Here is a 24,355-nt window from a genome sequence, read left to right as displayed (position 1 = left end):
CCGCGGCGGGGGAGGGGCCGGTGCCGGCCATCGGTGCTGGAGTCGGGCCTGCGCGGGCCGGACCTGCCGCGGGCCGAGCCCGCCCCGGGCGCCGGGCCGGCGGTGTCGCGTTCCCTGCCGCTGGACTGTCGGACCTTCTCCATAGAATTGCCGCGTGCCCGCCACGACCACGACTTCCGGCAAGCCCACCGTCGGCAAGGCTGCCGCCGGCCGGCCGTCGCGCGCGGCGTCCGCCCGGCCCGCCGCCGGCGCGGCGCCGGCGGCGGGGGCCGCGGCAGGTGAACCGCGGCTGCTCCTCCTCGACGGCCACTCCCTGGCCTACCGGGCGTTCTTCGCGCTGCCGGTGGAGAACTTCTCCACCACGACGGGGCAGCCGACCAACGCCGTCTACGGCTTCACCTCAATGTTGATCAACGTGCTGCGGGACGAGCGGCCCACCCACGTCGCGGTGGCCTGGGACCTGCCGACGCCGACCTTCCGGCACACCCAGTACGCCGAGTACAAGGCGGGACGGGCCGAGACGCCCGCGGACTTCGTCGGGCAGGTCAGCCTCATCCACCAGGTGTGCGACTCCCTGGCCGTCCCCGGGGTCACCGCCGCCGGGTACGAGGCCGACGACGTCATCGCCACGCTCGCCACCCAGGGCGCGGCCCTGGGCATGCAGGTCCTCGTCGTCACCGGCGACCGGGACGCGCTGCAGCTCGTCGACGAGYGGGTGACGGTCCTGATGACCCGGCGTGGCATCAGCGACATGACCAGGTTCACCCCCGCCGAGGTCGAGGCGAAGTACGGCCTCACCCCGACGCAGTACCCGGACTTCGCCGCGCTGCGCGGGGACCCGTCGGACAACCTGCCGTCGGTGCCCGGGGTGGGGGAGAAGACCGCCACCAAGTGGATCCAGCAGTTCGGGTCGCTGGCCGCGCTGGTGGACCGGGCCGACGAGGTCGGTGGGAAGGCGGGCGCGTCGCTGCGCGCACACCTGGCCAACGTGATCCGTAACCGCTCGCTGACCGARCTGGCCCGTGACGTGCCGCTGGCGGTCACCCCCACCGACCTCCAACTCCGGCCGTGGGACAGGGAGGCCGTCCACCAGCTCTTCGACACCCTGCAGTTCCGGGTGCTGCGGGAGCGGCTGTACGCGGCGCTGGGCACGGTCGAGCCCGAGGCCGACGCCGGCTTCGAGGTGACCGCGCAGGCGCTCGCGCCGGGGGAGGTGGCCGGCTGGCTGGCCACGCACACCGGCGGCGGGCAACGTCTCGGCGTGTACGTCCGGGGCAGCTGGGGCCGGGGCACCGGCAGCGTGACCGGTCTCGCGCTCGCCACCGCCGACGGCGCCGGTGCCTGGATCGACCCCGTCGCGCTCACCGCGGACGACGACGCGGCGCTGGCCGCCTGGCTGGCCGACGACAGCCGGCCCAAGGCCGTCCACGACGTCAAGGGGCCCATCCTCGCGCTCGCCGCCCGCGGCTTCTCTCTCGCCGGCGTCACCAGCGACACCGCGCTCGCCGCCTACCTGGCCCTGCCCGGCCAGCGCACCTTCGACCTCGCCGACCTCGTCCTGCGCTACCTGCGACGCGACCTGCGCCCGGAGACGTCCGAGACGGGGCAGCTGACCATCGACGGGTCGGACGAGGCGGACGCGGCCGCCGCGGACGTCGTGCGGGCCCGCGCGACGCTGGAGCTCGCCGACGCCCTCGACGCCGACCTGGCCCGCCGCGGCGCCACCGCGCTGCTGCGCGACGTCGAGCTCCCGTTGGTCACGGTGCTCGCCGGGATGGAACGGGCCGGGATCGCGGCCGACACCGACCATCTGCTCGACCTCCAGAAGCACTACGGCGCGCAGGTGACCGAGGTGGCCGCGCAGGCCCACGAGATCGTCGGCCGGCCGTTCAACCTCAGCTCGCCCAAGCAGCTGCAGGTGATCCTCTTCGACGAGCTGGGCCTGCCGAAGACCAAGAAGATCAAGACCGGCTACACCACCGACGCGGACGCGCTGGCCTGGCTTTCCACCCAGGCCGACCATCCGCTGCTGGCCGTGCTCCTGCGCCACCGGGACGTCGCCCGGCTGCGCACGGTGGTGGACTCGCTCATCCCGATGATCGACGACGCCGGCCGCGTCCACACGACGTTCAACCAGATGATCGCGGCGACCGGCCGGCTGTCCTCGGCCGACCCCAACCTGCAGAACATCCCGGTGCGCACCGCCGAAGGCCGTCAGATCCGCCGGGCGTTCGTCGTCGGCGCGGGCTACGAGTCCCTGCTCACGGCCGACTACTCCCAGATCGAGATGCGCATCATGGCGCACCTCTCCGGTGACGAGGGGCTGATCGGGGCGTTCGCCTCAGGTGAGGACCTGCACACGTTCGTCGCCGCCCAGGCGTTCGGCATCCCGGTGGACGAGGTCGACCCGGAGCTGCGCCGCCGGATCAAGGCCATGTCCTACGGGCTGGCCTACGGGCTGTCGGCGTTCGGGCTCGCCGGCCAGCTCGGCATCCATCCGGAGGAGGCCCGCGAGCAGATGGAGGCGTACTTCGCCCGCTTCGGCGGGGTGCGTGACTTCCTGCGCGGCGTGGTCGAACGGGCCCGCGCGGACGGCTACACCGAGACCATCCTCGGCCGCCGCCGCTACCTTCCCGATCTGACCAGTGACAACACACAGCGACGGCAGATGGCCGAGCGGATGGCGCTCAACGCCCCCATCCAGGGGTCCGCGGCCGACATCATCAAGATCGCAATGCTCGGTGTCGACCGGAAACTACGGGAACACGGGGCGCGGTCGCGACTGCTGCTGCAGGTGCACGACGAGCTCGTCCTGGAGATCGCCCCGGGCGAGCGCGCCGATGTCGAGGCGCTGGTGCGGACCGAGATGGGTGGGGCCTACCAGATGTCGGTTCCTCTCGAGGTCAGCGTCGGTTCCGGCCGTACGTGGGACGACGCGGCACACTGACACCTTCTGGCGACCATTTTTGTTGCTTTCTGTCGCTGTCCGTCCTGCTGCCACCTGTTCCGTTGCCGTCGTTTTGTTCTTTTATCATCTGTTTTTGGGCTGTCGCCGTCCGTTCTGCCGCTGTTCGCCACAGCCGTGTGCGCAGAGTCCTGTGCGCAGGTCTCGTGTGAGCGGAGTCCGTAGGAACTGTTGCGCGAAATCTGTAGGGCATCTTGTGCGAAAAGTGAGCGTTCGCCCTGCTCACGGGCCTGGACGGGCGGCCGTTGCGGGCGTGATGCCACCAGATTCCACCGTAGTGGGCGTGCACCGCCGGATTCGGGTTACGGTGGAGAAACGGCATCGTTCCCGTGTCGTGACATGAACGTCAACTAAATGTCCGGTCCGTTCCCATCCGTATCCCGCCGAGTTGATTTTCTCGCGTCTGGGTGGCTGACCCGGGTAGCTGTGTCGCAGTGGGCGGGCTGCTCCCAGCCGTGGGCCGACGGGTTTCGTCAGCCCGGCGAGGCCCCGCGGAAAGACCGAGGTCCGGCAGCGATGCCGAGGCCCGGCGGAAAGGCATTGTGTCGCTGTCCGTAGTGCGCTGGTGGCCGCGGAACGAAGCCGTCCGCGTTGTCACGCCCGATTGTCCCGGACCATGCCGATACGACCGAACACACCATGGCCGCCGGGGCGCGGTACCCCGCGGGACGGTGTCCCCGGGCGCGATGCCACACCGGACAGCGTCACACCGGACGGTGTCACACCGGACAGCCCGGACAGCGTCGCACCGGATGGTGCCGCGCCCGGCCGTGGCACCGCGCACCCGATGGCAGGAGGACCGATCGCAGTGAGCCTCTCGTTCTTCACGGACCGGCGGCTTTTTCTGATCGTTCTTTCCGCGGTGGGCATCGTCGCGTTCACGGCGTTGGCCCTGCTGCCCGGCTCGCCGGGGCAGGACCGGCTCGCCACGTGGCTGGCGGTGGCGATCAGCACGGCCAATCTGCTCGCGGCCGTGCTGCTGACCCGGATCCGGCCGGGAGCGCACCGGCTGCTGGTGTTCTCCTCGGTGCTGGCCGTCACGATCGCGCTGGGCGGCAGCGACTCCGGCCGGGACAGCGACCTCTACCTGCTCTGGTACTTCTGGATCGCCGCCTACGCCGCGATGGTCAGCCGCCTGCGGGTCGCGCTCCTGCACGCACTGGTCGTCAGCGCCGGCGCTGTGCTGGGAGTTGCGCTCAAGGGCGATCTGTACGCCGGTGGGGCGGCGGCGGTGATGGCCATTGTCACGATCGTCGCCACCACCCTGGTGACGTTCTGGGTCGGCCGCTGGAACCACCTGCTGGTCGTCCGCGACCTGCTGACGGGCCTGGCGAACCGGGCCGGTCTAGCCCACGTCGCCCAGCCGGCGATCGCCCAGGCGGTCGCCACCGGACGGTACGCCGTCCTGGTGCTCCTCGACATCAACCGGTTCCGCGARGTCAACGACGCCCTCGGTCACCCCGCCGGAGACCGGTTACTCCAGGTGGTGGCGAGGCAGCTGCGTAACGTGGCGACGGATCCCGCCCTGGTCGGGCGTCTCGGCGGTGACGAGTTCGCCGTCGTCCTGTGTGGGCTTGAGCTGTCCGACGAGCCCGCCGCCGCCCACGAGCACCTGCGCGCGATCGGCCGTACGGTGATCAGGCAGCTGCGCGGCCCGTTCCGCATCGACGGGGTCGACGTGGAGGTGGAGGCCAGCGCGGGCGTGGCGGCCGCTCCGATGCACGGCACGACCCTTGGCACGCTGCTGCCGGCCGCGGACGCGGCACTGCACGCGGCCGGCCGCGAGAGCGAACGGGTCGGCGTCTGGGACGCGGGCATGGGCGGGGTACGCCCGTGGGAGCTCGCCCTGCACGCGCAGCTGCGCGCCGCGATCACCGGCGGCGAGCTGGTGCTGCACTACCAGCCACTGCTGTCCTGCCAGACCGGCCGGATCGCCGGGGTGGAGGCGCTGCTGCGCTGGGCGCATCCGAGCCGGGGGCTGCTGGCACCCGGCGCGTTCCTGCCGATGGCGGAACGGTCAACTCTGATCATCGATCTCACCGAGTGGGTGCTGGACGAGGCCCTGCGCCAGTGCGCGGACTGGGCCCGCGCCGGCGAGCACATCCCGGTGTCGGTGAACCTCTCGGCGCGCATGCTCGTCCGCGACAACCTACCCGACCTGGTGTCGGAGACGCTGGGCCGGCACGGCCTGCCCGCCGACGTCCTGACCCTTGAGATCACTGAGAGCGCGCTGGTCACGCAGCCGGCGCGGGCCGCCGCCATGCTCCGGGAGCTGCGCACCCGCGGGATCAAGCTGTCGCTGGACGACTTCGGCACCGGCTACAGCTCGATGGAGATCCTCAAGACCCTGCCGTTCGACGAAGTGAAGATCGACAAGGGGTTCGTCTCCGACGCCCACGGCAGCCTGCCCGACGCCGCGATCGTGCGCTCGGTCCTGGAGCTCGGCCACCGGCTGGGGCTGCGTGTCGTCGGGGAGGGCGTCGAGGACGACCGGGCCATGCGGATGCTGATGGAGCTGGGCTGCGATCTGCTGCAGGGCGACGCGATCTCGTCCCCGCTGCCGCCCTCCGCGCACCTGCTGACGGTGCTGCGCGCCGGCGCCGGCGAGGTGTCTCCGGCCCCCGTGGGCGCCGCCGGGCCGCGGCCCGGCGGCGCCGCGCGCCCCGGTGGTACGGAACCGGGAGCCGCGGCGTCTGACAGCGCGCCGGCAGCCGGCGGCGGACCGGCAGCTGCCGAGCCGGTGGCCGCCGCGTTGGCCACCGCCGGCGGGCTGGTACCCGAGGAGGCTTCGGGAGCTTCCTGCGGGCTGGCGCCCGCCCGCGGGCCGCGAGCCGGCGGCGGGCCCGGGCCGGGGCCGGGCGACACCGAACCGCTCGCCGCCCTGACACCGGCGGACGAACCGGCCCGACGCGGGGCCCCACCCGGCCACAAGCTCCTCGAGCCCGACCGGGACGACGCGTTCGACGAGATCGCGACGCTGGCCGCCCGCCTGTGCGCCACGCCCGTGGCGTTCGTCGCCTTCCGGGGCGCCGACCGGCAGTGGCGCCGGGCGTGCTACGGATCGACCGCCACCGAACTGCCCAGGGAGGCCCTCTTGGACCTGGACGCACCGGAGGGGTCCGCCGTGGTGGAGATCCCCGACATCGCCGGCGACCCCCGGTTCGCGAGGCTGGCCGCGCTCGGCCCGAGCAGCCCGTTCCGGTTCTACGCGGCGGCGCCGATCCGCACTCCGGACCACACGGTGATCGGCCATGTCGCGGTGCTCGACCGCGTCGCGCGCGCTCTCACCCCCGGGCAGAAGGAGTCGCTGGCCGCGTTGGGGCGGCAGAGCGCGCACCTGCTGGCGGCCCGGCGGGCCGTGTGCATGGTCGACCAGGTCACCACCGCGCTGGGCGCGCTCGACCGGTTCTGGTACCCGGACCATCTCGACCCGGCGGTGTCGCTGGTCGCCGAGGTCTCCCGCAGCCTGCTCGACGCGGACGCGGTCAGCCTGCTGCTCGCGGACATCCCCGGCTCGACGGTGTTCCACGTGGCCGCGTCCGCCACGAGACCGGACGAGGACACCATGCTTTCTCCCGGGGCTCGCTTCACGGAAAGTGACGAGACCGGTATCGGTACCGTGCTGCGCACCCGGGCACCGGTCTTCTTCCCGGACGTGTCGACGTCACGGCCGTTCCCGCACCAGGTCGTCCGTCGGCCCCGCATCGCCTCGGCGCTGCTGGTGCCGATCCCCGGTGAGGGCGGCCTGATCGGCCTGGTCGCGGCATGCTGGGCGGCGACGCGCACCCGGGTCGACCAGGCGGGGCTGCGCGCGGTCACCCTGCTCGGCGGGCAGGCCGGCCACACCCTGGCGCGTCTGCGTACGGCGCAGGTCCGGGTCCGGGAGATCGGCGTCGACCCGGATACCGGCCTGACCAGCCGGGACCGTTTCCTGACCGTCCTGCAGGGCCTGCCGGCGGGAACCGCCGTGTGCCTCTTCGGGGTGCCGGACCACCGGCAGGGGGAGGCTTTCGTCCGCGCCGACGAGTACGTCCTGCGGCACTTCGCCGCCGGGCTGCGGGCGGCGGCCGGCGCCGGGGTCGAGCTCGCCCGCTGGTCGCACAACCGGTTCGTGGCGGCCCTGCCCGCGGACAGCAACGTCGAGCCGGACACCCTGCTCACCCGACTGCGTTCCAGCGGGGACATCGCCGCGGCAGCACCGTTCGCGGTCGGGGTCGCGACCACCCGGCCTGATCAGCCGCCCAGCGCCGCGCTGCACGACGCCGAGGGGTCGCTGCGCGACGCCCTGCACGCCACCAGCGCGATGACGGGCCGGGCGGGCAGCATGCCCTACAACGGTGCCGGCCAGAACGGTGCCGGCCAGAACGGCGCGGGCCACAACGGCGCCGGGTATGGGGACGCCGGCCACGACCGCGCCGGCGTGTGGGCCTGAGCGGTCCCGCCTGACCGGGCCCCGGTCAGCCGGCGGGTGGGCTCACGCCTTCCCGCGGCGGCGTTGCGCGGCCGCGACCACCACGTCGGCGGCCAGTAGCAGGATCGCGATCCAGGAGACCGTTGCGATCTTGTCGAACGCCTGGACCCACTCCCCGTTGACCGGCAGGTGGTGGCGCAGCTGCACCTGGACGACATACCCCACGCTGACCAGGAGCAGGACCACCGGGGCGACCCGCAGCAGCAGCCGGCCGCGGGGCAGCACCAGGGCGGCCAGCGTGCTCACCCCGGTGACGACGCTCGCGACCGGGTTGACCAGCGCCAGCGCGACCAGGGCCACCGCGGCGGCCAGCGCGAGCGCGATCGGGACGGGGACCCGCGCGGCGCGGGCGGCCAGCGGCTCGAACACCGGCAGGTCCGGCGGGCCGTCCGGCCCCTGGCCGGCCCGCCGGCGGCGGCGGGCCGTCACCACCAGCAGGACGGCGCTGGACATCAGGGCGATACCGGAGACCGTCAGGGCACGCCACACCAGAGTCTGCGGTGTCCAGGCCAACGCGATGTCGAAGTCGGCCGCGGTGGGGGTGATCCGCCAGCCGTTGGCGTAGCCGTCCACGAGGACGGGCCGGCCGTAGTCGGTGTCGCCGGAGGTCGCCCGCCAGCCGGCGGACAGGCTCTGGCCGAGCACCAGCCAGAACGGCTGACCGGGCCGCGCGCCGGTGACCCGCAGCCCGAACGAGGTCGCCGTGGAGTCGGTGACCGCCACCGCCGGCGTCGCCGTCGGGCCCGCGGCTGTGGTCGTGCCGGCCGCCGGGCTCGCCGGCGCGGGGCCGGCAGCTGCCGATGCCGCTGTTGCCGATGCCGCTGCTGCCGTCGCTGTCGGCGCGCCCACGGGCTGCGAGGTGAGGATCAGCCGGTCGAGATCATATCCGGTCCGCGCGCCCTCGACGGTCCGCAGGACGTGGTCGCCAGGACCCAGAGCGATCGGATCGCCGCACAGCGACACCGCAAGCCCGGCACGACCGAGCGCGCCCGTGCCGGAACCGGTGATCCGCACGGGGGTCGGACGCCCGTCGATCGTCACCAGATCGTCGCGGCAGGTGTCGGGCACGCCGGCCCGCGGCGGGGGTACCCGCAGGCCGGCGAGGCCGACCTCGGCGAGCCCGACCGGCATGGAGATCCGGGTCCCGCTGATCGGGTCGACGGTGGTGGCCAGCCGCACCCGGTCGACGACGAGACGGATGCTGCTGCCCCGTACGGGCGGGAAGGACATCGTCACGGTCTGGCTCGCGCCGGGCTGTCCGAGGTCGCTGACCGGCGGGACGGTGAGGGTGTCCACCCGACGACCGTCCACGATCAGTCCCAGGGCGGTGGGCACGGAGTGGCGGCCGTCCGCGACCACGGACAGCGTCAGCTCGGACAGGTTCACCGGCCGGGGGGAGTTGACCTGGATCCAGGCGCCCTGCTGCATGCCGAAGCCGGGGCTCCACGCGGTGGCCGGATCCCCGTCGAAGGCGCTGGCGCTGCCGGCCGCCAGGTCGCCGGGCAGCCGGCCGGAGGACTCGGTGGTGACCCCGTCGGTCGGCCGGCCGACCGAGGCGCCGAGCACGAGGTCGTCGGCGTAGGCGGAGGCCCGGGCGGTGCCGGTCAGGGTGAAGGTCCGCGCGGTCGGCAGGGTGAACGTGCGGGCGACGGCCGGCTCGGTATCGGACTTGAACGGCTCGGCCGGGTTCGCGCGGTCCCGGGTGATCTGCAGTGTCAGACGGTGCCGCAGGGAGTCCTCGCCGGCCGCGGCGAGCAGGTCGGTGGGCATCCGCAGCAGTTCCTGGACGTGGGGTGCGCTCCCGTCCGGTGTCACGATGTCGACCTCGGCGAACCCCACGCTGGACAGGCCGGCGTAGTTCGCGCGGGTCCCGGTGTTGGTGGCGTCGACGGTGATGTCCAGCCGGGTGAAGCTGCGGGCGGGGAAGGTCACCACCTGGCCGGCGGGAGCCCGGGAGCTGTCCGTGAGCGGCACCGTCACCGGCGAGCCGCCGTCGAAGCGCAGCGTCGCCTTGGTGATCCACCGGTTGCGCGCGCCGGTGAGCGGCTGGACCAGCCGGACCCGGTCCGTGGTCACCGGGCCGGCCAGGTCGACGCGCAGGCGCTGCCCGGCCGGGTTGGTGAACGCGCCCACCCGCCAGGCGGTGTCCGGGTTGCCGTCGACCGCGCCGGCCGGGCGCTCCGGTGGGCTGTAGGAGAACGTGTTGCCGTAGTCGGTCGCCTCGACCGAGGCGATCCGCGCGGAGGCGGTCGGCGCGGAGGCGGTCGGCGCGGACTGGCCGGAGGGCTGCAGCACGGCGACGGTCTGGGACGCCGCGGTGGCGTCTGGGAAGACCGGCAGCCGGTTGTCGTTCGGGTCGGGGGTGAGCGGCGCACTGCCGGGAGTCTCCACGTAGCCGTAGCCGTCCCGGACCGAGCTCCAGCGTTCCGCCCGCAGCCGGTTGCTGTCGGTGAGCAGCAGGTCGGCGCCGTCGTCCAGGGCCTGTCGCAGGCCGGCGGGGTCCGTGGCCAGCGAGCCGGTGTAGAGAATGGCCCGGTTCCCGGCCACCGCCTCGGACAGCAGCCCGGCGGCCGCCGCGTCCACCAGCCCCTCACCGTTCCCGCTGACCAGCAGCGGGGCCGCGGTCGTCGCCGTGCGCACGATCGGCCTGGCGTCCTGGACCCCGAAGGCGGCCAGCGCCGGCGGCGCGGGAGCGCCCGGAGGCGCGCCCAGGGCGATCTCGTCGTTGAAGGGGATCTGCGGGGTGTCGGCCACCGGCGGCCCGAAGCGGCGCGGCGCGGTCAGGCCCGCCGGCACCGGGTCGGTGAACAGCTGCCAGGTCGGCACCGGCCGCGGGGTGCGGAACCGCTCGTACTGGAAGTTGCTGCGCAGCAGCACGTCGCCGACACCCATCAGCCGGGCGATGTCGGCCAGCGAACCGGTCTCGAACACCCCCTCCTGCAGCCGGCGGTCCAGCGCGCGCAGCAGGTCGGCGGACGCGGCGGCGCTCAGCGGGATCAGCTCGCGGGAGACGAAGGGTCGTTCGATGAGCCCGGGCAGGACGGGGTCGAGGGTCGTCCCCCACCGGTAGTGCGAGAAGGGCGCCCCGGGCAGTTCCAGGACCCGGGTGGCCGTCCCCGCCGCGTCCAGGTCGGCGGCGGCCTGCAGTTCGTAGTCGGGGAGCGACTCGGGCCGGTCCAGCCCGGCCTCGACGAACTGGCCGCGCCACAACGGGCTCAGGTTCGCCACGATCAGCACGACCACGACCGCCCACGCGACACCCGGCACGGACGTCGGCAGCCGCGGCCGCGGCCACGTCCGCACCCGCGCGCCGCGCGCCGCGCGCCCGGCCTGCCGCCGCCCCTGGCCGGGCGCCTCCCGAGCGTGCCGCGCCAGCCGCTCGTCGACGCGTTGCGCCAGCGCGGCGAGCCCGCCGGCCAGCAGCACCGACAGGCCGAGGGCGACCAGCGGCACGGCACGCGGCATCGAACGCAGGGCGAAACCAACGCTGGACGCCTCGGCGAACGACCGGAAGGCCCCGCCCAGCGGCGAGGGGTTCTCGTAGGGGTAGACCCCGACCGCGACCGTGGTGCCGACGAGCACGAGCAGGACGAAGTACGCCCGGTATCCCCACCGGCACAGCGCCGCACCCGCCAGGGCCAGCAGCGGCACCGTGAAGCTGATGAGGATCACCCAGATGGTCTGGGTGTAGTCCCGGGACGGGGCGATCCAGGTGCCCAGCGCGTCCCCGCCGTAGAAGTACCAGTTGCCCAGACCGCGCAGCACCTCGGAGGCCTGCGAGGCGCTCGCGACCGTCCTGAGCGTCTCGCTGTAGGCGAGGATGTCGACGCCGTAGCCGGCCTGGGTGAGCAGGCCCGCGATCCACCAGGCCGAGCAGCCCACGACCGCCACCGCGGCCCGGGCGCACATGCCCAGCGCGGGGCCGAGGCGGGCCTCCCGGGTGACCCACACCGCGAAGGGCAGCCACAGGATCGGCGCCAGCAGCACGAAGATCAGACTGGCGGCGTTGCTGCTGCCGACCAGCGCGACGGCGATGCCGAACGCCGCCGGCCAGCGCCAGCCGTCCGGCCGCCACCCCGCCAGGCCACCCCGCGCCTCGCGCAGGCCACGGACCGTGATCCCCAACAGCCAGCCCAGGCCCGTGTACGGCAGCAGGATCGCCGACATCCGCGCCTCGTACTCGAGGACGTAGGGGGTCAGCATGTAACCCGCGGCCGCGACGAAGGCGAACCGGTGCGGCCAGCGGAACGAACGCATGCAGAACAGCACGCCCGCGCCGGCCATGAACAGCACCGAACCCGTCCACAGCCGCTGGGCGACCCAGGTGGGCAGGCTCAGCAGGTCCAGGAACCAGAAGAAGGCGCCCTGCGGGAGCAGGAAGCCGATGTTCTGATGGGTGACCACACCCATCCCGACACCGGGATCCCACATGATCCCCGCTCGTCCGATCAGCTCCCGCGGTTCCAGGTAGAGGTAGGCCTTGGTGTCGACGCCGACCCGGCCGGGCGCGGTGAACAGCAGCGGAAGGTAGCTGATCGCGGCCAGCAGCACGATGGGCCACGATGGCAGCCAGCGCCGCAGGCCGCGCTCTGGTAGGCCGGTGCGGGCGGCCGGCCGGCGGGCGGTCCGGCGGCCGAGACCGCGCCGCGGGCGTGCTGATGGTGCGGTCAGGGTCACCGTCCAACCCAATCATCCTGGTTCGGTCCGCGGCTGGCGGGTGCCGCCGGGAGGGACGGCCGCTCGCCGGGTCGGCTCACCGTGGCGGCTCACCTGCCGGCGCGGTGCGTGCGGGCCGTGTCCGGTGCATCTTAGAGATCTCTGCGGCGGTGGCGCGGTGCGGCCGCGGGGGTGGAACGCCACATGTTGTGTCGGCCACGGTGCAGCCCGCCCCCGGGGCGGCCCGGCTGTATCGGCGCCGCCACCCGGCGGCCCGCCGTCGGCCCGGGCGGCGCGCCCCGCCGGGCCGCGATCCGGACCAGCGATCCGGCCACGGTCAGCAGCGCCGCGTGTACCACGAGTTCTATATGGGCGGTGGCGATCGCGTCACCCCGCGCCCACCACAGCGCCGGGACGGCGAGCGCGGTAGCGGCGGCCAGCACGGCGAGAACGCGGCGTTCCCCCACGGCGAGCAGGTAGTAGGTGCACAGGACGGTCGCTCCCAGGCAGGCCATCGCACCGGCCAGGGGCGCGAACGCGGGCGCGCGGGCGGCCAGGGGTGCACCGAACGCGAGCGTGAGACCTGCCCTCGGCGCGACCAGCGCGACGGCGACGAGCGCCGCGGCCGGTACCGCGAGCATCGCAAGCGTCCCGCCGAGCTGGTGCAGGGCGTGCTCGCCGCGGTGCCGGCGGGTGGCGGTCTCGGGGAGCAGGAAACCACCCAGGGCGACCGCGGCGAAGACCAGCGCCTTGCAGGCGACGGACACCGCCGCGTACGGGCCGGCGTCGCCGGAACGGTGCGCCCCGAGCACCAGCAGGTCGATGTTCTGCAACAGGCCGAGGAGCACCAGCGCGGTCAGCGCGGCGCMGATCTCGACGGTCGGACGGTTCGTCGGCACGGCGGGGCCTGTCGCTGCGACAGAGCTTGTTGGCATGGCGGGGCTGGCCGGCTCGGCGGGGCGCGCCCGCGTGGTGGGAGCTGTCCGCATGGCGGGGACGGCACGCGCGGCGCCGGGCCCGCCGGGCCGCGGCCGCGGCGGTGGGTCCGCCGCTCGCCGGCCGCCCGGCTGCCGCCTGGCCGGACGCGGGTCCACCGGTCGCGGGCCGGCTCCCGCACGCCGGTGGCCGGCGCGTGGCCGGCCACCGGCGGCCCGGCCGCTCCGGGAGGTCTCGCTCCGGGGCAGGCCGGTGCCGGGCGGACCGGCGCGCGGCCGGCCACCGCGCCGTCGCCCGGTGCGGGACCCAAGGGCCCGGCGCGAGTGGGCAAGTCCCACGAGCACACCGAGCAGGGTCGCCAGCGACGCGCCGGCCGGCCCGAGGCCGGCGAGCACCAGCACGACCGCCAGCACGCCGCGGGTCAGCCCCTCGAGCGCGAGGTTGACCGCCAGCGTCCGATGCCTCAGGGCGGACTGGAGCAGCCCACGGTCGACGCAGAGCAGGCACCACGCCGCGCCCGCGGTGAGCATCTCCGCCACGCCGCCGGGGCCCGGCAGGGACAGCGCGGCGGCGATCGCGCCGCGCAGGGCGAGGCCCCCGGCAGCCGTGGACAGCGTCAGCACGACCCCGGCGCGACGCACCCGGGCGACCCAGCCGTCGACCAGGGCGCCGCGGCCGTCCTGCCGCCAGCTCGTGATCGTGCGGACGACCCCGACGAGCAGCGCGCTGCCCGGCATGGACACCACGAAGAACAACGCCAGGAGCTGGGCCAGCGCCCCGTAGGCCACCGGTGGGAGCGCACGCGCGAGGACGAGCGTGACGAGCAGGTTCGCGGTGTTGACGATGATGCCGGCCGCGGCGATCGGGGAGGCCGCCCGCACCGCGGTGGCGGTCGCCCGGCGTGTCGGCGCCCACCGCGCGGCCGCGCCGCGCGGGCGTCCGGCCCGGCCCGCCGTGCCCCCGCGTGCGGTGCCTGTGGTGCCCCCGTCCATCGCGGCACGACCCGTCGCGGCGCTGTCGGCCCGGGGGCGACCTGCCGCGACGGTGCTGGCCGTGCCGCGACCCGTCGCGACACCGCTGGCCGAGAGGACGCCATGGGCCGCGAGGATGTCCGTCACAACCGGGAGGGTGTTCGTCGCGCTCGGACGAACTGCTGGCCCATCACCACCCCCCGGCGTCACGACAGTGATTTTCCCATTGCCCGATGTGACATTCCCGCGTCGGGAAATCAGTGGCCRGTCCCGCCGGACTCCGGATATCACCCCCGTGGCCGCTTCTGTCGGTGCCTGTCGGCACCTGCCGGCGCCGGCCCGGCATGTACCGGTATGTATTTGTACATGCCGGTACATGCCGGTACATGCCGGTACGTGCTGATGCGTGCCGGAGTGCCGGTACGTGTCAGGTGGGTCGGGCGGGCCTGTCGGTCACGAAGATCGCGGTGGATGGGAAGAAACGGCCCCGCACCGGCCCCCACTGGCCCCAGATCCGGTCGTGACCGGCCGGCCATTCCGGCTCGATCACGTCCAGCAGGCGCAGCCCGGCTGCCACCAGCTCCCGGACCCGGTCACCGACGGTCCGGTGCGTCTCGGCGTAGGTCGTCCGGCCGGCCCAGTCCCGTTCCACATAGGCCCGCCGGTCGAAGTAGCTGCGCACGACCGTCAGCCCCTCCTTGCCCGGATGGTCGGGAAACGACCAGATCATCGGGTGTGTCGTGGAGAAGACCCAGCGGCCGCCGGGCCGCAGCACCCGGGCGACCTCGCGCATGACCGCGGCGCTGTCCGCGACGAACGGGATCGCGCCAAAGGCGGAGCAGGCCGTGTCCACGCTCGCGTCGGCCAGCGGCAGCCGGGTCGCGTCGGCCTGCACCAGGGGGACCGTGATACCGGTGGCGGCCGACAGCGCGCGGGCGTGCCGCAGCTGCCCGGCGGAGAGGTCCAGCGCCACCACCTCGGCGCCGCGGGCGACCAGCCAGCGGGCGCACTGCGCGCCACCGCAGCCGATCTCCAGGATGGTGCGGCCGCGGACCTCGCCGAGCAGCCCGGCGTCGGCCTCCCGCAGCCCCTCCGGGCACCACAGGAAGTCGGTGTCGCCGAGGAAGGCGCCGTGTTCGGCCTGGTAGTCGTCGGCGGTGGCGTCCCAGTAGCCGCGGCTGGCCCACCGGGCGCTGTCGTCGTCGATGTCGCTGTAGCCGAACTCCGCCGGGTGGTAGCGGCCCGGAGGGCACTGCGGCGCGACCCGGCGGGCGGGTGCCGGCTCGCCGCCGGCCGGGCCGGGGTGTTCTGTTCCGTTCACGGCATCGATCCTCGCAGTGTCCGGCGGGCCCCTGGACGCCGGCGGTGCGCGCCCGGGCGGGCGGTGCCCCGCCGGCCGCGGAACGAGGCCATGCCAGCCGTGCCGTCAGTCGTGCCAGTTCAGTCGTTTGAGTTCAGCCGTTTGAGTTCGGTCGTGCCAGCCGCTTCGGGGTGGCGGCGCCGGACTGCCGGCGCGGCCCCGCGGTGGGGTCGCGCGTCCGGTGGTCCCGTCGATCCTGTGATCCTGTGATCCTGGACGAGGTTGCGGGCCCCTGGCGTTGACCACCTTGGACACCGGTCCCTAGACTTGGGACTGGCACGAGAGTCCGTGGGTCTCAGACCTAGTAGATCCGCTCGAGCGTCGCTTTCGGTATCGACAGTGTTCGTTTAGCACGGTCCCTGTCCCTCCGTCCCGGCGGTTCGACCCGGCCCTCGTGCATACGACGAACCCCGTAGTCGGAGCCGACCCCTTGACGAGCACCACCGACGTACGACCCGTGGAGACCGTGACCACACCGCCTACCCCGACCACCCCGCAGGTCGCGGTCAACGACATCGGCTCGGCCGAGGACTTCCTCGCCGCCGTCGACAAGACGATCAAATTTTTCAACGACGGCGACATCGTCGACGGCACCATCGTGAAGGTGGACCGCGACGAGGTGCTCCTCGACATCGGCTACAAGACCGAAGGCGTCATCCCGTCCCGGGAGCTTTCGATCAAGCACGATGTCGACCCGCACGAGGTCGTAACCGTCGGCGATCATGTCGAGGCTCTTGTTCTCCAGAAGGAGGACAAGGAAGGCCGGCTCATCCTGTCGAAGAAGCGCGCCCAGTACGAGCGCGCCTGGGGCACGATCGAGAAGCTCAAGGAGGAGGACGGCGTCGTCAACGGCACCGTCATCGAGGTCGTCAAGGGTGGCCTCATCCTCGACATCGGGCTGCGTGGCTTCCTGCCGGCATCCCTGGTGGAGATGCGCCGCGTCCGGGACCTGCAGCCCTACGTCGGCCGTGAGCTCGAAGCCAAGATCATAGAGCTGGACAAGAACCGGAACAACGTGGTTCTCTCCCGGCGGGCATGGCTGGAGCAGACCCAGAGCGAGGTCCGCTCGGAGTTCCTCGCCCAGCTCGCCAAGGGTCAGATCCGCAAGGGCGTCGTCAGCTCCATCGTCAACTTCGGCGCGTTCGTCGACCTCGGTGGCGTCGATGGTCTGGTGCACGTCTCCGAGCTGTCCTGGAAGCACATCGACCACCCGTCCGAGGTCGTCGAGGTCGGCCAGGAGGTCACGGTCGAGGTGCTCGACGTCGACCTGGAGCGGGAGCGGGTGTCGCTGTCGCTGAAGGCCACCCAGGAAGACCCGTGGCGCCAGTTCGCCCGCACCCACGCCATCGGCCAGGTCGTGCCGGGCCGGGTCACCAAGCTCGTGCCGTTCGGCGCGTTCGTCCGGGTGGACGAGGGCATCGAGGGCCTGGTGCACATCTCCGAACTGGCCGAGCGCCACGTGGAGATCCCCGAGCAGGTCGTCAACGTCGGGGACGAGATCCTCGTCAAGGTCATCGACATCGACCTGGACCGCCGTCGGATCAGCCTGTCCCTCAAGCAGGCCAACGACAGCAGCGCGCTGGTGCCCGACGGCGAGGCGTTCGACCCGTCCCAGTACGGGATGGAGGCCAAGTACGACGAGCAGGGCAACTACGTCTACCCCGAGGGTTTCGACCCGGAGACAGGGGAGTGGCTGCCCGGCTTCGAGGAGCAGCAGGCCGAGTGGGAGCGGCAGTACGCCGAGGCCCAGCAGCGGTACGAGGCGCACCAGGCGCAGATTCGCGCAGCTCAGGAGGCCGAGGCCGCCGCGGCCGCGYCGTCGTCCTACACCTCCGCCGAGTCGGAGCAGCCCGCTTCCGCGATCGACGAGGAAGCGTTGCGCCGGCTCCGCGAGCAGTTCGGCCGGGAGTAGCCCYGTCATCTGGTCGGCTCCGCCAGCCGGGTGCTACCGCTGATCGTTCAGTGACATGAGTGTGGGCCTGTAGGAGAATCTCCTACAGGCCCACACTCATGTGTCCGTATGTTCCTGATGACTGCCTTCTGACGGCTCCGCGTGCGCGCGGCTGGCCGCGTCCTACCGTGGTTCCAGCCGGATGATCAGGGATTTCGACGTGGGAGTGTTGCTGCGCCGGGCGGTGCTGTCCAGCGGGACAAGGACGTTCGTCTCCGGGAAGTAGGCCGCGGCGCAGCCACGGGCGGTCGGGTAGGCGACAGCCCGGAAGTTCTCGGCCCGACGTTCCTTGCCCTTCCCCTTCCCGGCGGCGGCATCGTGGACGCTGACAATGTCCACCTGGCCCCCGTCGGGGATGCCGAGCGCGGCGAGGTCGTCAGGGTGGACGAGGACGACGCGCCGGCCGTGGCGGATGCCGCGGTAACGGTCGTCAGGGCCGTAGATGGTGGTGTTGTACTGGTCGTGGGAGCGGATCGTCTGGAGCAGCAGGTGCCCGGGCGGTGTGCGCAGCACCTCCAGCGTGTTGACGGTGATGGCGGCGCGGCCGGACGGGGTCGGGAAGCTGCGGCTGTCCCGGGGCGGGTGCGGCAGCAGGAACCCGCCGGGCCGGCTGGCCCGGGTGTCGTAGTCGGCGAAGCCGGGGATGACGGCGGCGATGTGGCCGCGGATGCGCCGGTAGTCGCCGGCCAGGGCCGCCCAGTCCACCGTGGTTCTCCCGCCGAGGGTGGCCCGGGCGAGCCCGCAGACGATGGCGACCTCCGAGCGCAGCGACGGCGCGGCCGGTGGCAGGCCGCCGCGGGAGGCGTGCACGGCACCCATCGAGTCCTCGACGGTGACGAACTGCGGGCCGCCGGCCTGCACGTCGATCTCGGTCCGGCCCAGCGTGGGCAGGATGAGGGCCTGGCGGCCGGTGACCACGTGGGAGCGGTTGAGCTTGGTGGAGATCTGCACGGTGAGCCGGCAGCCACGCATCGCCGCCTCGCTGACGGCCGTGTCGGGCGCGGCGGCGACGAAGTTGCCGCCCATGCCGACGAAGACCTTCACCCGCCCGTCACGCATCGCGCGGATCGCGTCGACGACGTCGTAGCCACTCCGCCGTGGCGGGGTGAAGCCGAACTCGGCGCCGAGGGCGTCGAGGAACGCGTCCGGCATCCTCTCCCAGATGCCCATCGTGCGGTCGCCCTGGACGTTGCTGTGCCCGCGGACCGGGCAGACCCCCGCCCCCGGCCGGCCGATGTTGCCGCGCAGGAGCAGGAAGTTCACCACCTCCCGGATCGTGGCCACCGCGTTGGCGTGCTGGGTGAGCCCCATCGCCCAGCACACGATGATCTTCTCGGCGGCCAGCGCCCGGCGGGCCAGCTCGTCGATCTCGCTGTCGGCGAGCCCGGTGGCGGTGCGGACGTCGTCGTCGGACAGCGTCCGCAGATGCTCGGCGAACGCGTCGAAGCCGGTGGTGTGCGCGGCGAGGAAGCCGTGGTCGAGCACCGTGCCCGGGGCGGCTGCCTCGGCGTCGAGCAGGCGGCGTGACAGCGCCTGGAACAGCGCCATGTCACCGTTGAGCCGGATCTGGAGATACTGGTCGGCCAGGGCGGTGCCGCGCCCGAGCACACCGGCGGGCCGCTGCGGGTTACGGAACCGGATCAGCGACGTCTCGGGCAGCGGGTTGACCGCGACGATGCCGCCGCCGGCCCGCTTCACCCGCTCCAGCGTCGAGAGCATGCGTGGATGGTTCGTCCCCGGGTTCTGCCCGACGACGAGCACCAGGTCGGCCTGTTCGAGATCGTCGAGGGTGACGCTGCCCTTGCCGATGCCGATCGTCTCGGTGAGCGCCGCCCCGGAGGACTCGTGGCACATGTTCGAGMAGTCCGGCAGGTTGTTGGTGCCGAACGCGCGGACGAACAGCTGGTAGACGAACGCCGCCTCGTTGCTGGTGCGTCCCGAGGTGTAGAAGACGGCCTCGTCGGGGCTGTCCAGACCGGTCAGCTCGGCCGCGATGATCCTGAACGCGTCGTCCCAGCTCACCGGGTGGTAGTGGTCGTCGTCCGCCGCCCTGTACATCGGTTCGCACAGCCGGCCCTGCTGCCCGAGCCAGTAGCCGGAGCGGCCGGCGAGATCCGGCAGCGGATGCGCGGCGAAGAACTCCGGTGTCAGCCGGCGCAGGGTCGCCTCCTCCGCGACGGCCTTCGCCCCGTTCTCGCAGAACTCCGCGGCGGAGCGGTGCGCGGGATCCGGGTCCGGCCAGGCGCAGCCCGGGCAGTCGAACCCGTCCGCCTGGTTGAGCAGCCGCAGGGTGGTGACGCTGCGCCGCACCCCCATCTGGGCCACCGACTGGCCGAGCGCGTGCGCCACCCCGGGCACCCCCGCCGCATAACGCGCCGGGCCGTCCGCCGTAACCCGTCCCTGATCTGGATCCGTCACCGGCGCCCTGCGCACCATGCCGGGCACCTCCTGTTCGGAGCATTCGGACATGCATGTTCCGTCATACACGTGGACGCTGGTCGACGAATCAATATATGCCCAGCGAATGAATCGCAACCACCATACTGGCCGACCTTGCGGCCCGGTCGCCCGGCTGAGGGCGAGGACTCACGGGCCGAGACGAAAGGGTGGGTAGGAGTCGGTGCTGAGGACGAACGCGTACGCGATCACCCGGTTCGACCAGCGCAGTACCCCCACCACGTAGTCGAACAGAACCCGTGGTAGTCGCCCGGTGGCCAGGACGGCGAACCAGCCGACAATCACCGCGACGACCACGCCGATGTCCAGGAAGACCAGGACGACGTAGTGCGGGATTGCCAGGAACCATTTGACCAGCGGCAGCCAGCGGTTGAGCCGGGATACGTCCGGATAAGGAATACTGAGATGGACGGCCTGTTCGGCGTCGGTGGCGGGATAGTCGTCCCGCAGCAGGAGCAGATAGGCCGCCACCCGGTTCTCGAAACGGAGCAGGTTCAGATTCCAGTCGAACCACCAGCGGGGATACTTCCGCCGGAACAGGATCATCAGGAGTGGGCCGAGGAACAGCAGACCACCGGCGRCTCCCGCGCCCCCCCAGGAGGGGTAGATGCCGCTGACGGTCATGAATACGACAGCGATGGGCAGTACCGTGAAGATTCGAAAGAACACCGTCAGCCGGTTACGGGCGTCGGTCGGATAGCCCACGGTGAATGCGACCGGGTACTCGCYGGTGTACGCCTCGTCTTCAGGGGTCGTCATGACCCGTTGTTCCCGTTACTCGCATTGCTGTCCCGGCGGCGGGGGGCCGTCGCCGGATTCCCGCCCGGGACGCCGGGATGCCGGGACGCGGATACCGCGGCCCGCTCCCCACCGCTTCGGATATTACCGGGCCTTCAGGCATCACAAAACCGTAGTCGCGGCCGTGGCGCGATGTCCAACCGGCGTGACGTCCAGCCGGTGCCGCGCGTTCCGGGTCGGTTCCGCGGGCCGCTCCGACGATTCACCTGGTGGGGGTGATGAGGCGGACACCGTCGCCCTGCATGGTGGACGTAGCGGTTGTCGCGTTCCATCGGCCGCGTGCACCCACGGGCCGCATGCACGCCACGCCGGGTCCGGCTGGCCCGCGGACCCGGCGTGGGCAACGCCGAACAGGCCGTGGCGACCGAGGGGTCCCTGACCGAGGGGCCCGGCCGAAGGGGTCCCGACCGAGGGGGTCATCGTGGACACCGACTATTCGTATCCGCTGCTCAGCGTGTTCTGGACGTTGTTGTGGTTCTTCCTTTTCATGTTGTGGTTCTACCTGTTGTTCGCGGTCGTGTCCGACATCCTGCTCAGCCATGACCTGTCCGGCTGGGCCAAGGCGGGCTGGGTCGTCCTCGCCATCGTGCTTCCGTTGTTCGGCATCCTCGTGTATCTGATCGTGCGGGGCGGCGGCATGCACGAACGGGCGATGGAGCGGGCGGCCCAGCAGGAGCAGGCGCTGCGGGAACGGGTGCTGCGCAACCACGTCCCGCCGGGCGCCGCGCCGGGAGGCAGCCCCGCGGACGAGCTCGGCCGCCTTGCCGAGCTGCGGGACCGCGGCGCCATTTCGGACGAGGAGTACCAGCGGCTGAAGGCGAAGGTCCTCACCTAATGGCCGGGCCGGGCCGCCGACGCGGACCTGGCCGACAGCCTGCCGTGCCAGGAATCGCCGAGGATGCTGTGGCCTGGTCAGGCCCCGGCCGGGTGCGGAGGAGCGACGGCGATACGGCAGACTCGGTCCTGTGCTGCGGGTGGGACTGACCGGTGGGATCGGTGCGGGCAAGAGCGCGGTGGCGCGGCTGTTGGCCGGCCACGGCGCGGTGGTGATCGACGCGGACCAGCTCGCCCGCGAGGTGGTCGCTCCCGGGACGCCGGGGCTGCGGGCCGTGGTCGAGGAGTTCGGTTCGCATCTGCTTGGTGCCGACGGCGCGCTCGACCGGGCGGCTCTCGGCGCGGTCGTGTTCGCCGACCCGGAGGCCCGCCGCCGGCTGGAGGCGATCACGCATCCGCTGGTCGGCGCCCAGGCGGTCGAACGCATGGCGCAGGCGCCAGCGGACGCGGTGGTCGTCTACGATGTGCCGCTGCTCGTCGAAGCCGGTCTTGCCGACCGGTACGACGTGGTCGTCGTGGTGGAGGCACCGCTGGAGGTCCGCCTGGCCCGGCTGGCCGACCGGGGCCTGCCCCCGGAACAGGCGCGGGCGCGGATGGCCAACCAGGCCGACGACGCCGCCCGCCGGGCGGTCGCGGACGTTCTCGTGGACAACGGCGGCAGCCTGGAGGATCTTCGAGCCAGGGTGGACGAGGTGTGGGCGCGGCTGCTCGCGGCCCACCAGCCCGGATAGCGCCGGGCGGTCGCGGCGGGCCTGCGCGGAACGGGTCGGATGCGAAATTGTCGGAGGTCTGTGGTGTTGTAGGGGACGTGAGCTCCACGACCGATCGTCTCACCGGTGTCGACCGCCCCGCCAACAACATCACGCGTTCGACCGCGCCGTTCCAGGTCGTCTCCGACTTCGAGCCCTCCGGTGACCAGCCGGCGGCGATCGCGGAGCTGGCCCGCCGGATCCGCGCCGGCGAGAAGGACCTCGTCCTGCTGGGCGCGACCGGTACCGGCAAGTCGGCCACCACCGCGTGGCTGATAGAGCAGGTGCAGCGGCCGACGCTGGTGATGGCGCCGAACAAGACCCTGGCGGCCCAGCTCGCCAACGAGTTCCGGGAGCTGCTGCCGCACAACGCCGTCGAGTACTTCGTCTCGTACTACGACTACTACCAGCCCGAGGCGTACATCGCGCAGACCGACACCTACATCGAGAAGGACTCCTCGGTCAACGAGGAGGTCGAGCGGCTGCGCCACTCGGCCACGATGAGCCTGCTCACCCGCAGGGACGTGGTGGTCGTGGCGAGCGTGAGCTGCATCTACGGCCTGGGCACCCCCGAGGAGTACATCAAGCGCATGGTCCGGCTGCGGGTCGGGGAGGAGATCGACCGCGACAGCCTGCTGCGCCGGTTCGTCGACGTCCAGTACGCCCGCAACGACATCGCCTTCACCCGGGGGACGCTGCGGGTCCGCGGCGACACCGTCGAGGTGTTCCCCGTCTACGAGGAGCTCGCCGTCCGGATCGAGATGTTCGGCGACGAGATCGAACGGCTGGYCTACCTGCACCCGCTCACCGGCGAGATCGTCCGTGAGGCGCAGGAGGTGTTCGTCTTCCCCGCCACCCACTACGTGGCCGGCCCGGAACGCATGGAACGGGCGATCGCGGGCATCGAGACGGAGCTCACCGACCGGCTCGCCGAGCTGGAACGCCAGAGCAGGCTGCTGGAGGCCCAGCGGCTGCGGATGCGCACCACCTATGACATCGAGATGATGCGCCAGGTCGGTTTCTGCTCGGGCATCGAGAACTACTCCCGGCACATCGACGGCCGGGCCGCCGGCAGCGCACCGCATACGCTGCTGGACTATTTCCCGGACGACTTCCTGCTGGTCATCGACGAGTCGCACAACACGGTCCCGCAGATCGGCGGGATGTTCGAGGGCGACATGTCGCGCAAGCGCAACCTGGTCGAGCACGGTTTCCGGCTGCCCAGCGCGATGGACAACCGGCCGCTGCGCTGGGAGGAGTTCTGCGCCCGCATCGACCAGACGGTGTACCTGTCGGCGACCCCCGGTCCGTACGAGCTCTCCCGCGCCGACGGCGTGGTCGAGCAGATCATCCGGCCGACCGGCCTGCTCGACCCGGAGGTCGTGCTCAAACCGACCAGGGGGCAGATCGACGACCTCGTCGGCGAGATCCGCATCCGCGCCGAACGTGACGAGCGGGTGCTGGTCACGACGCTGACCAAGAAGATGGCCGAGGACCTCACCGACTACCTGCTCGAGCTCGGCATCCGGGTCCGCTACCTGCACAGCGACATCGACACGCTCCGCCGCGTCGAGCTGCTCACCGGCCTGCGCAAGGGCGAGTTCGACGTGCTGGTCGGCATCAACCTGCTGCGGGAGGGGCTGGACCTGCCCGAGGTGTCACTGGTGTCCATCCTGGACGCCGACAAGGAGGGCTTCCTGCGGTCGGACAAGTCGCTGATCCAGACCATCGGCCGGGCCGCCCGCAACGTCTCCGGCCAGGTGCACATGTACGCCGACGCCATCACCCCGTCGATGCGGCGGGCCATCGAGGAGACGAACCGGCGGCGCGCGAAGCAGATCGCCTACAACACGGAACGGGGAGTGGACCCGCAGCCGCTGCGCAAGAAGGTCATCGACATCCTGGACGACCTCGTCCGGGAGAACGCCGAGGGCGGGGCCATCGGCGGTGGCGGCCGCGCGCAGTCCCGCGGGAAGGTGCCGGCCCCCGGGATGTCCTCGAAGGCGGGCCGTGACGGCGCGGTCGGGCGGCACGCGGCCCAGCTGGCCGGCATGCCCAGCGCCGACCTGGCGCAGCTCATCCGCCAGCTCGACGACCAGATGCACGAGGCGGCCAAGGAGCTCCATTTCGAACTCGCCGCCCGCCTACGCGACGAGATCGCCGAACTGAAAAAAGAACTACGCGGCATGCACGCAGCCGGTATATGA

11 protein-coding genes are annotated in these 24,355 nt (G+C 72.4%); 6 read left to right on the top strand and 5 right to left on the bottom strand.

Going from position 1 to position 24,355, the window contains the following annotated elements; all coding sequences use genetic code 11:
* Positions 1–154 precede the first annotated feature (154 nt).
* Positions 155–2,947 (top strand): DNA polymerase I, encoded by a 2,793-nt coding sequence (gene polA, locus BL254_RS15305; protein ID WP_076843705.1) that lies wholly within the window; start codon positions 155–157, stop codon positions 2,945–2,947.
* Positions 2,948–3,773: 826 nt separating this feature from the next.
* Positions 3,774–7,397 carry an EAL domain-containing protein gene (locus BL254_RS15300; protein ID WP_175648384.1) on the top strand — a complete coding sequence of 1,208 codons (3,624 nt, stop codon included), beginning with the start codon at positions 3,774–3,776 and terminating at the stop codon, positions 7,395–7,397.
* 42 nt (positions 7,398–7,439) lie between these two features.
* On the opposite strand, the gene BL254_RS15295 is transcribed toward BL254_RS15300, so the two are convergent.
* The 3 genes from BL254_RS15295 to BL254_RS15285 all read right to left on the bottom strand — a co-directional run bounded on the left by BL254_RS15295 (position 7,440) and on the right by BL254_RS15285 (position 15,320).
* Positions 7,440–12,113, bottom strand: a complete 4,674-nt coding sequence (locus tag BL254_RS15295) for an alpha-(1->3)-arabinofuranosyltransferase family protein (protein WP_076843701.1) — start codon at positions 12,111–12,113, stop codon at positions 7,440–7,442.
* Between the two features lie 131 nt (positions 12,114–12,244).
* Positions 12,245–14,146, bottom strand: coding sequence for a lipopolysaccharide biosynthesis protein (locus BL254_RS26165; protein WP_076843699.1), 1,902 nt, complete (start codon positions 14,144–14,146; stop codon positions 12,245–12,247).
* Positions 14,147–14,426: 280 nt separating this feature from the next.
* The gene (locus tag BL254_RS15285) at positions 14,427–15,320 is read right to left on the bottom strand and encodes a class I SAM-dependent methyltransferase (RefSeq protein WP_047223453.1); all 894 of its coding nucleotides are present in this window, start codon (positions 15,318–15,320) and stop codon (positions 14,427–14,429) included.
* Between the two features lie 469 nt (positions 15,321–15,789).
* Here BL254_RS15285 and rpsA point away from each other — a divergent pair, with 469 nt between their 5' ends.
* Positions 15,790–17,271 carry a 30S ribosomal protein S1 gene (gene rpsA, locus BL254_RS15280; protein ID WP_076843697.1) on the top strand — a complete coding sequence of 494 codons (1,482 nt, stop codon included), beginning with the start codon at positions 15,790–15,792 and terminating at the stop codon, positions 17,269–17,271.
* 162 nt (positions 17,272–17,433) lie between these two features.
* Here rpsA and BL254_RS15275 read toward each other — a convergent pair whose 3' ends face one another.
* Together BL254_RS15275 and BL254_RS15270 are read right to left on the bottom strand one after the other, a co-directional pair.
* Positions 17,434–19,746 carry an FdhF/YdeP family oxidoreductase gene (locus BL254_RS15275; protein ID WP_076843732.1) on the bottom strand — a complete coding sequence of 771 codons (2,313 nt, stop codon included), beginning with the start codon at positions 19,744–19,746 and terminating at the stop codon, positions 17,434–17,436.
* Between the two features lie 150 nt (positions 19,747–19,896).
* Entirely contained in the window at positions 19,897–20,526 is a 630-nt protein-coding gene (locus tag BL254_RS15270; RefSeq protein WP_076843695.1) for a DUF4389 domain-containing protein, read from the bottom strand.
* 526 nt (positions 20,527–21,052) lie between these two features.
* On the opposite strand from BL254_RS15270, the gene BL254_RS15265 reads away from it, so the two are divergent.
* The 3 genes from BL254_RS15265 (at position 21,053) to uvrB (ending at position 24,355) form a co-directional block, all read left to right on the top strand.
* Positions 21,053–21,400, top strand: coding sequence for an SHOCT domain-containing protein (locus BL254_RS15265; RefSeq protein WP_047223486.1), 348 nt, complete (start codon positions 21,053–21,055; stop codon positions 21,398–21,400).
* 130 nt (positions 21,401–21,530) lie between these two features.
* A complete protein-coding gene (gene coaE, locus BL254_RS15260; RefSeq protein ID WP_083731115.1) occupies positions 21,531–22,130 on the top strand; it encodes a dephospho-CoA kinase in 600 nt (199 codons plus the stop codon).
* A gap of 77 nt (positions 22,131–22,207) precedes the next feature.
* Entirely contained in the window at positions 22,208–24,355 is a 2,148-nt protein-coding gene (gene uvrB / locus BL254_RS15255; RefSeq protein ID WP_076843693.1) for an excinuclease ABC subunit UvrB, read from the top strand.

It is taken from the genome of Protofrankia sp. BMG5.30 (genome assembly GCF_001983005.1).
GTDB lineage: Bacteria > Actinomycetota > Actinomycetes > Frankiales > Frankiaceae > Protofrankia > Protofrankia coriariae.
Note: the sequence above shows the minus strand (reverse complement) of the source record. Positions and strands in the feature narration are given on the sequence as shown.